The organism is Burkholderia anthina, from assembly GCF_902498995.1.
GTDB classification, from domain to species: Bacteria; Pseudomonadota; Gammaproteobacteria; order Burkholderiales; family Burkholderiaceae; genus Burkholderia; species Burkholderia anthina.
In genome coordinates this window covers 84,337-92,823 of the sequence record NZ_CABVLY010000029.1, presented here as the reverse complement: position 1 = coordinate 92,823, position 8,487 = coordinate 84,337, and the positions used below count along the sequence as shown (strand labels likewise).

Annotated in this window: 6 protein-coding genes; 1 reads left to right on the top strand and 5 read right to left on the bottom strand. The window is 63.8% G+C overall.

Annotated features, from left to right (window positions below):
* The 5 genes from BME24068_RS29365 to BME24068_RS29345 all read right to left on the bottom strand — a co-directional run.
* Positions 1-3,536: ESPR-type extended signal peptide-containing protein (locus BME24068_RS29365; RefSeq protein ID WP_280528434.1), on the bottom strand; the 3,536-nt coding region annotated here is incomplete at its 3' end.
* Between the two features lie 1,123 nt (positions 3,537-4,659).
* A complete protein-coding gene (locus tag BME24068_RS29360; protein WP_096502007.1) occupies positions 4,660-5,562 on the bottom strand; it encodes an aminomethyltransferase in 903 nt (300 codons plus the stop codon).
* A gap of 90 nt (positions 5,563-5,652) precedes the next feature.
* A complete protein-coding gene (locus BME24068_RS29355; protein WP_096502005.1) occupies positions 5,653-5,871 on the bottom strand; it encodes a transcriptional regulator in 219 nt (72 codons plus the stop codon).
* Between the two features lie 229 nt (positions 5,872-6,100).
* On the bottom strand, positions 6,101-6,751 hold the full coding sequence (locus BME24068_RS29350) for an NADPH-dependent FMN reductase (protein ID WP_174928156.1): 651 nt from the start codon (positions 6,749-6,751) through the stop codon (positions 6,101-6,103).
* A 316-nt stretch (positions 6,752-7,067) separates the two neighbouring features.
* Complete coding sequence (locus BME24068_RS29345) at positions 7,068-7,373, bottom strand: NIPSNAP family protein (RefSeq protein WP_096502051.1); 306 nt, start codon at positions 7,371-7,373, stop codon at positions 7,068-7,070.
* 290 nt (positions 7,374-7,663) lie between these two features.
* On the opposite strand from BME24068_RS29345, the gene BME24068_RS29340 reads away from it, so the two are divergent.
* Positions 7,664-8,485, top strand: a complete 822-nt coding sequence (locus BME24068_RS29340) for a GNAT family N-acetyltransferase (RefSeq protein ID WP_174928160.1) — start codon at positions 7,664-7,666, stop codon at positions 8,483-8,485.
* Positions 8,486-8,487: the final 2 nt, after the last annotated feature.

The window sequence follows — 8,487 nt, the reverse complement described above, 5'->3', positions numbered from 1 at the left end:
GTGGACAGCGAACTGATCGAGCTATCAGCCGACGAGAGGCCAGTCGACGTGGAAGTCGAGAGCGACGTCACCGTGCTGTCGGTCGAGCTGAGGCCGGTCGACAGCGAATTGATCCCCGTCGAAGTCGACGTAGAGAGCGAACTGATCGAGCTATCAGCCGATGACAGACCGGTCGATGTGGAGGTCGAGAGCGACGTCACCGTACTGTCGGTCGAGCTGAGACCGGTCGACAGCGAATTGATCCCCGTCGAAGTCGACGTGGACAGCGAACTGATCGAGCTATCAGCCGACGAGAGGCCAGTCGACGTGGAAGTCGAGAGCGACGTCACCGTGCTGTCGGTCGAGCTGAGGCCGGTGGACAGCGAATTGATCCCCGTCGAAGTCGACGTGGAGAGCGAACTGATCGAGCTATCAGCCGATGACAGACCGGTCGACGTGGAGGTCGAGAGCGACGTCACCGTACTGTCGGTCGAGCTGAGACCGGTCGACAGCGAATTGATCCCCGTCGAAGTCGACGTAGACAGCGAGCTGATTGAGCTGTCAGCCGACGAGAGGCCAGTCGACGTGGAAGTCGAGAGCGACGTCACCGTGCTGTCGGTCGAACTGAGGCCCGTCGACAGCGAATTGATCCCGGTCGAAGTCGACGTAGAGAGCGAACTGATCGAGCTATCAGCCGACGACAGGCCGGTCGACGTGGAAGTCGAGAGCGACGTCACCGTGCTATCGGTCGAGCTCAAGCCCGTCGACAGCGAGTTGATCCCGGTCGACAGCGACGAGATTACGTTGCTGGACGACGATACCGTCGTCGACAGCGAGTCGACGGCCGAATTGGTCGCGAAGAGCTGGGAGCCGTTGATCGCATCGGTGCTGGTCGAGGTGATTTGACCGGCCGCGACATTGGTGATCTGACGCGTGGTGTTCTTGCTTGCGTCGCCGACGCTGACGACGCTACTCGGGTTGCCACCCGCAAACGTGGTCGTCACGCCGCCGACGGTACCGGTCGGCGTCGGATTGGGTGCTTCGGTGACGGAGCCGCTGCCGAGCGCGACATCGCCGGTATTGTTGGCGACGGCATTCGGGCCGATCGCAACGGAATCGGTGCCGAGCGCCTGGCTGTCGGCAGCCGTCGAATTAGCGTGGAAGTACTTGATGCCCTGGCTGTTGATGTTGTCGATCGCCGAGCCGACGCTATTGGCGGTCGACGTCGTGCCGTTCGCGTTGTAGGTCGTGTATGCCGGAGCGGAAACCGTTCCGGTCGTCGAATCATATTTCGCACCGCCGCCGAGCGCCGCAGCTGTGCTGCTGCCGAGGTTGTCGGTCTTGGTCGTGACCGTGCTGAGGCCGGTGGACAGCGAACCGATCGAGCTGGTGGCCGACGAGAGACCTGTCGACGTGGACGACGAAAGCGAGGTGACGTTGCTGTTGGTCGAGCTGAGACCGGTCGAGAGCGAGCCGATGGAGCTAGTGGCCGACGAAAGCCCCGTCGAAGTCGACGACGACAGCGAAGCGACGTTGCTGTTGGTCGAACTCAGGCCGGTGGACAACGACCCGACGGAGCTGTTGGTCGACGAGAGTCCGGTGGACAGCGAACCGATGGAACTGGTGGCCGACGAGAGCCCCGTCGACGTCGAGGACGACAGCGAGGTGACGTTGCTATTGGTCGAGCTGAGACCGGTCGAAAGCGAGCCGATGGAGCTGGTAGCCGACGAGAGCCCCGTCGACGTCGAGGACGAAAGCGAAGTGACGTTGCTGTTGGTCGAGCTGAGACCGGTCGAAAGCGAGCCGATCGAGCTAGTCGCCGAAGAAAGCCCCGTCGACGTGGACGACGAAAGCGAAGTGACGTTGCTGTTGGTCGAGCTGAGGCCGGTGGACAACGAACCGACGGAGCTGTTGGTCGACGAGAGTCCGGTGGACAGCGAACCGATCGAGCTGGTAGCCGAAGAAAGCCCCGTCGACGTGGACGACGACAGCGACGTGACGTTGCTATTGGTCGAGCTGAGGCCAGTCGAGAGCGACCCAATGGAGCTAGTCGCCGACGAGAGCCCTGTCGAAGTCGACGACGACAGCGAAGCGACGTTGCTGTTGGTTGAACTCAGGCCGGTGGACAACGAACCGACGGAGCTGTTGGTCGACGAGAGTCCGGTCGAAAGCGACCCGATGGAACTGGTGGCTGACGAGAGCCCCGTCGAAGTCGAGGACGACAGCGACGTGACGTTGCTGTTGGTCGAGCTGAGGCCGGTGGACAACGAACCGACGGAGCTGTTGGTCGACGAGAGTCCGGTGGACAGTGACCCGATGGAGCTGGTGGCCGACGACAGCCCTGTCGACGTGGACGACGACAGCGACGTGACGTGGCTGTTGGTCGAGCTGAGGCCGGTCGAGAGCGACCCGATGGAACTGGTAGCCGACGAGAGCCCCGTCGACGTGGACGACGACAGCGAAGTGACGTTGCTGTTGGTCGAGCTGAGGCCGGTCGAAAGCGAGCCGATGGAGCTGGTAGCCGACGAGAGCCCCGTCGACGTGGACGACGAAAGCGACGTGACGTTGCTATTGGTCGAGCTGAGGCCGGTCGAGAGCGAGCCGATGGAACTGGTGGCCGACGAGAGCCCCGTCGACGTGGACGACGAAAGCGAAGTGACGTTGCTATTGGTCGAGCTGAGACCGGTCGAGAGCGACCCGATGGAGCTGGTAGCCGACGACAACCCCGTCGACGTCGACGACGACAGGCTGCTGATCGCGCTCGTCGTCGTGCTCATTCCGGTGCTGAGCTGAGCCACGGTGACCGCATCGTGGGGAGCGGAGCCGTCGGCGACGTTGGTGATGCGGCGAAGATTCGTCGAGCTGCCGATCGACATTTCCGACGTAGGCGCCGTGCTGCCGGTCAGGTAGCCGGTTCCGGTCGGCGCTGCCGTGCCGGTGACGCTGCCCTGTCCGATTGCGACGCTGTTGGCGTATTGCGCGGTGGCGTTGAGGCCGATCGCGGTAGCACCCGTTGCGGTCGAATTCACCACCGAGTAGCGTCCGATCGCAACCGAATTGGACGCGCCGGCCGTAGCACCCCCCAGGCCGGAACCGTCGCCGCCGCCGATGGCGACCGAGCTCGAGCCCTGTGCCTTCGCATCGTTGCCGACCGCGGCGGCGCCGTTTGCCGTCGCCTGCGATCCCGAGCCGATACCGATGGAGCTGTTGCCCGTCGACTTCGAATTCTGGCCGAAGGCTTGCGAGTAGTCGCCGGAGGCGGTTGCATTCGCGCCGATTGCGATGGACGTCGAGCCGCTCGCCGTCGTGGTGCTGCCGTTATTGCCACCGATTGCGATCGACTGTGACCCGGTCGCCGCCACGCTGCCAAAGGTGCCGCCAGCAGAATATTGCGCGTGCGCGACGTTGCCGACGGCAATCCCCCCTGCCAGAACAGCGGTTGCAACGGCTTTCGCCACGGCAGACTTATTCGGCTTGCCGCGTGCGGTAGAAATTTCCGATGCTGCAACCCAGGTGCCGAGGGCTTCGTTCCAGATAGAGCGGTATGTGCGGTTCATGTCGTGCTACCTCCAAATACGCAACGCAACACACCGGTCTATTTCGTCAGATGAATCTGCCGTGCGCTCGCGCGAATCTCAAAAATGATGGGCGGAGTTTATTTGAGATATTTTCTGGAGATTGACAAATAGTGATAAATGGAGGGTTTTGAAAGTTAAAGGAAGGTCAATGTGTCGCGTTTTGATGTATTGGCACGTAACGATTTGGAAAATAACGAGAATGCAGAGTGTAGGGCTTCGCGCGCACCCTGGTGCCGTGTAAAAACTCATATGATTCAACGGTTTATGTGCGATTTGTGCGCTACATTACACACGGGATGCCTCGAAAAGTAAGGAAAATGAAATGGCAAACGTTTGCGAACCAGGTCCACCTTTCTGATTTGTAATGTTTTGGTAACAATCTGGATCGAGAAAAATTGACGTTTTGTTAACTTATTAATTCATGGGGAATCGGTATTTTTATTTGTATTAAATTAGTCTCGATTCAATCGAAAAATACGTGAGGCAAGTGATGTGCGATTGTGCACATTTGCTCATCGCTGGAGCTGCCGCCGCCCGTGTGACGGGCGTTCGGTGGCCGGCCGCTCAAGCGAAGTTGTAAAAAATTGCTACAGCGCGGCTGTTCTGCTCTCGGTATTCCGATCGGAAATTTGTTCCAATTGATGTGTCCCGGAGGATTGTCGGCGGGGACTTGAATAACGCGTCCGGCTGACTCGGCGAGCGAGCTTCCCATCCGCTTACGATCTGGTGGCGACGGGTTGCGCCCGGCGCTGCCGATGGATACCCATGGCAGGGTCGGAGAAGCGGCGGACGGGGCCAAATGTCAAATTCCGGGCGTGACAATTTGCCCTGCCGCCCGGAGATTGGGCATGCGCGCCGAACGACGGCAACGCCGGGCTCGGATGTATCGAATGCGCAACATCAGTCTGACGGACACACGCCGAGCCTCGCTCGTCGTCGCGCACGCGGCGCCGGATTCGGGCCGTGGCGTGGCCGAATCGTCGCGCGTGTCGCGCCCGCGGGCTCGTGGAAGGCGATCGCCGCATGGGCAGCGGCCGGGTTGCACCGGCGACGCTGCACGTCGGATTCCTGATCGGAAACCGGAATCCGACGCGCCGTGGCGTTATTTCCGCAGAAAGCGCAGCGCGAGGCGCGCCATGCGCGGGACGAACATCGGGCGCAGCAGCCGCTTGTCGTACCCGGCCATCCGCCGGTCGTTCTCGCTAAGGCACAGCGCGATCAGCTCGCGCGGATTCAGCGTCTCGCCGATATCGGCAGTGCTCGTCGCCGGGAAGTTCGCGTCGCGCGCAACGCCATCGGCATCGATGCCGCGCGCGATGCCGATGCGCTCCCGGATCAGGAACGCCCACACGGCCGCCACGCGCGCGAAGAACCAGGGCCGGCGCCACCACGGCAAATTGCGCCAGTACCACGCGTACCAGTTCACGAAGAACAGGATGTGCCGGCCTTCCTCCTGGATCACGGGTTCGAAGGTTTCGACGAGTTCGGACGGGAAATAGCCGGAGCGTTGGGCGGAGCGGAACAGGCCGAATGCGAAGAAGCTGTCGATGCACTCGCTGAAGCCGGTCATCATCCACGACCATTCGGGATCCGTCGGCGCCGGATAGGCCGGCTCGGGCGCGAGCTCGATGCCGTAGGCGTGCACCAGCTTCGACAGTACGACCTTGTGGCGCGCTTCCTCGCCGCCGTCCATCTCCAGCGCGCGGCGCAGCAGCGGATCGTCGACGGTCGCGGCGAAGGTGGCGACGCGAATCGATGCGCGCCCTTCGGTCTGCACGGCGATGTCCCAGATGGGCAGCGACGTGAGTCGCTTGAGTGCGTCGGGTGGGAGTGCGGGCCAGTCGATGACTGCCGGTTTGTACGGGTTGTGTGTGTCGAGCAGCATGCGGCAGAACATCTGCCTGTGCGCATCGGAACCGATCCTGACCGGACCCTGCCTCTCGAAGGTCCAGTTGCGCATGGCGTGATCTGCCGCTGCATGCGCTTCCTGCAGCGTGTCGGACATGGCTGTTGTTATGCGATTACGGAGTGAAAGATTCTTGCATAGCTTCCGTAAATGCGTATTTTCGAACGCCGCTGCGCTGCGGCCGTGCGCTCAGGCCTGCGTGTCGACCCAGAGGCGGCCCCAGCGGGACGCATACGCGAGCGCGTGTTCCTCTTCGAAGAAGAAGTCGATTGCGTCGAACGAGACGGCGCGCGGCGACGGGCCGCCGGTGGCCTTTTCGATCGTCAGGTTCGCGGCGAACAGGCCATTCGGCAGCCGGGCAGCGGCGGGGGCCACTTCGTAGCCTTTGTAACGGATCGTGCGATTCATGGCATGCGCGCAGAGGGTTCGGGCTTTCAGCGTACGAAAACCGGCAGCCCGCGTGAACGAATCTTTCGGCCAATGCAAATTACGTGGCGGGCCGAATCGTTATCGGCGCGCAGCGGGCGGGCTCGGTGGAACAGGAAGCGCGGACGCGGCTCGCGCCGGGCGTCGAGACGCGCACCGCCCGCCGCCGGCGAACGTGATCGGCCGGGGGCGGGCGGCGGGAAGGCGGCGATTACTGGTTGGCGATCTTCAGCACGGGCGCGAGCGCGTCGACCGACGCGGCATGCGCGGCCGCGCGATGCGACGCGAACGCGAGCGCGAATTCGGCGGCCTGCGCGCCGACCGTCTCGAGCTGCGCGACGACCTTCGGGTCCGAGCAGCTGTCGGCGCTGTCGAAGCGCGTTTCGAGCGTGTTCACGGTGGCGCCGAACGGCGTCGGCCAGCCGCGCAGCGCATGGACGATCGAGCGCAGCGACGTGAGCACGGTGCCGGCTGCCTGCCAGCCGTACGCGGTGACGATCAGGCCGACCGCGCGGCCGTCGAGATACGGGCGGTCGTCGGCGCGCAGTTCCTCGAGCGTGTCGAGTGCGTTCTTCACGAGGCCGGACACGCCGCCGTGATAGCCGGGCGTGGCGATGATGATCGCGTCGGCTTCGCGTACGGTGTCGATCAGCTTGCGCTGCGCGTCGGTGAGCGTTTTGTGTTCGGGGGCGTAGTGCGGCAGCGTATGCAGGAACGGGCCGTCGAACAGGCGCGTGCGCGCGCCGGCGGCTTGGGCGCCGCGCAGCGCGAACGACAGTGCGCGCTCGGTCGACGACGCAGCTCGGGTGGTGCCGCCGATGCCGACGACGAACGGGCGGCGGTGTTGATCGAATGCAGTCAAGGGGCGCTCCTCGGATGGCTTGCCCGGCTAAGCACAGGCTTAAAACCAGATGGTAACGACCCTGTCGCCACTCTGAAAACGACTTTTCGTTCTATCGATATGCCGTGCGCGAGGGTCGCGCGTGCGCGCGGCGCCGCAGATGGATAGCAGAAATGCTTGGTTGGGACGCCGTGCCGTGCTCGATAAGATGGACTCGTCTCCTCCATGATGTCTCTACTGACATGGGTTGGCCCCGCCAAGCGGATGCAGGCGGGGCTTTTTTTCGTCTGCCGCCGGAGCGCGGTGCGTGCCATGTGGCGGCGCTCCGATTGACGCGTCAGCCGAACACCGGGCGGAAGAAGCTGCGTTCGTAGCTGACGATGCAGCGCGTTTCCTCCGCGTAGCGGAAGGCGGCCTGGCAGGCCGGATCGTCCTTCGAGCGTTCGCGGTAACGCTCGTATTCGGCAAGGCTCGGAAACGAGAACATCGCGAGCGCGATATGGTTCGCGCCTTCGGACGGCAGGAAGTAGCCGTGATGCGTGCCGCCGAATTGCTCGACGAGCGGAATCCACATCTTGCCGTAGGTTTCGAACTGTTCGAGTTTGTACGGATCGATGACGTAGCGAAGGAAGCAGGTGACCATGGGCGCTCGCGGTGCGATGAAGGAGCAGCGAGTCTGGATCGCGTCGCGCAGCGTGTCAACGGCCGGGCGAGTGCGCGTGACGATGTCGTCGACGAGGTGCGAACCGTGCGCTGCCTGCCCGAACAACGATCGACGTCTTCGCGCGCATGCGGTCAGTTGCACGCGCATCGAACCCGCACGTTGCCGTCGCATCGTGCGCATTCGTGCAGCTCCATTTTTACGACATTTTTTCTTGCGGCGCCGACCGGCACGCTCCTAGACTTCGGTCATTCGAACCACGGGGCACTGCGATGTCGATTTTCCGGAACACGATCGCCGAACGTTCGCCCGACGCGCCGCTTGCGATGCGCACCGACCGGGTCGTCGTGCGGCGCTTCGATCCGGCGTTCGACAGCTACGCGCAGCTCACCGCGCTGCTGCACCGTGCGTTCGCGCGGCTCGGCGCGATGGGGCTGAACTGCACGTGCGTCGACCAGGGCGAGGACGTCACGCGTCGCCGCGCCGAGGCCGGCGAGTGTTTCGTCGCGGTCCGCGGTGGACGCGTGATCGGCACCGCCACGCTGTATGCGACCGATCCGGCTTCGCCGTGCTCGCTGTATCGGCGCGCAGGCGTCGCGAGCGTGCGGCAACTGGCGGTCGACCCCGAATGCCAGAGCCGCGGGGTCGGTGCGCTGCTGCTGTCGTTCGCGGGGCAGTGGGCCGCGTTGCGCGGCTATACGCTGCTCGCGCTGGATACGCCGTATCCCGCGTCGCACCTGGTGGCGTTCTACGGCGCGCAGGGTTTCGAGGTGGTCGACGTGATGCGCTTCGCCGGCAAGCGCTACGACAGCGCGATCCTGTGCAAACGGCCGGTTGCGCAGCGCGCGCGACGCATGTCGCCGGCTTCGCGGTTTGTCAGGCAGCGTATCGCCATTGCGCATGCGTGGATGGCCCGTGCCGTCGCCGCGTCGAGACCCGATACGCGGCTGCGCCGCAGCGTGCGTTCCGTGGCGATGGGTGTGGCAGGCGCGGCCAGTTGCCGGTCGTCGCCATGGCGATCGCGTCGGCATGGCGGCGTCGCGATCCGACAGGCGTGGATGGCTCGGGATCGTTTCGCCGCGCAGGCCTTGTGATG

What these genes read in the sequence shown, in the direction of transcription:
- BME24068_RS29360 (WP_096502007.1), bottom strand. Translation starts at nt 5,562, where the DNA reads ATGTCCGACACGCTGCAGGAAGCGCATGCAGCGGCAGATCACGCCATG.
- BME24068_RS29345 (WP_096502051.1), bottom strand. Translation starts at nt 7,373, where the DNA reads ATGGTCACCTGCTTCCTTCGCTACGTCATCGATCCGTACAAACTCGAA.
- BME24068_RS29355 (WP_096502005.1), bottom strand. Translation starts at nt 5,871, where the DNA reads ATGAATCGCACGATCCGTTACAAAGGCTACGAAGTGGCCCCCGCCGCT.
- BME24068_RS29340 (WP_174928160.1), top strand. Translation starts at nt 7,664, where the DNA reads ATGTCGATTTTCCGGAACACGATCGCCGAACGTTCGCCCGACGCGCCG.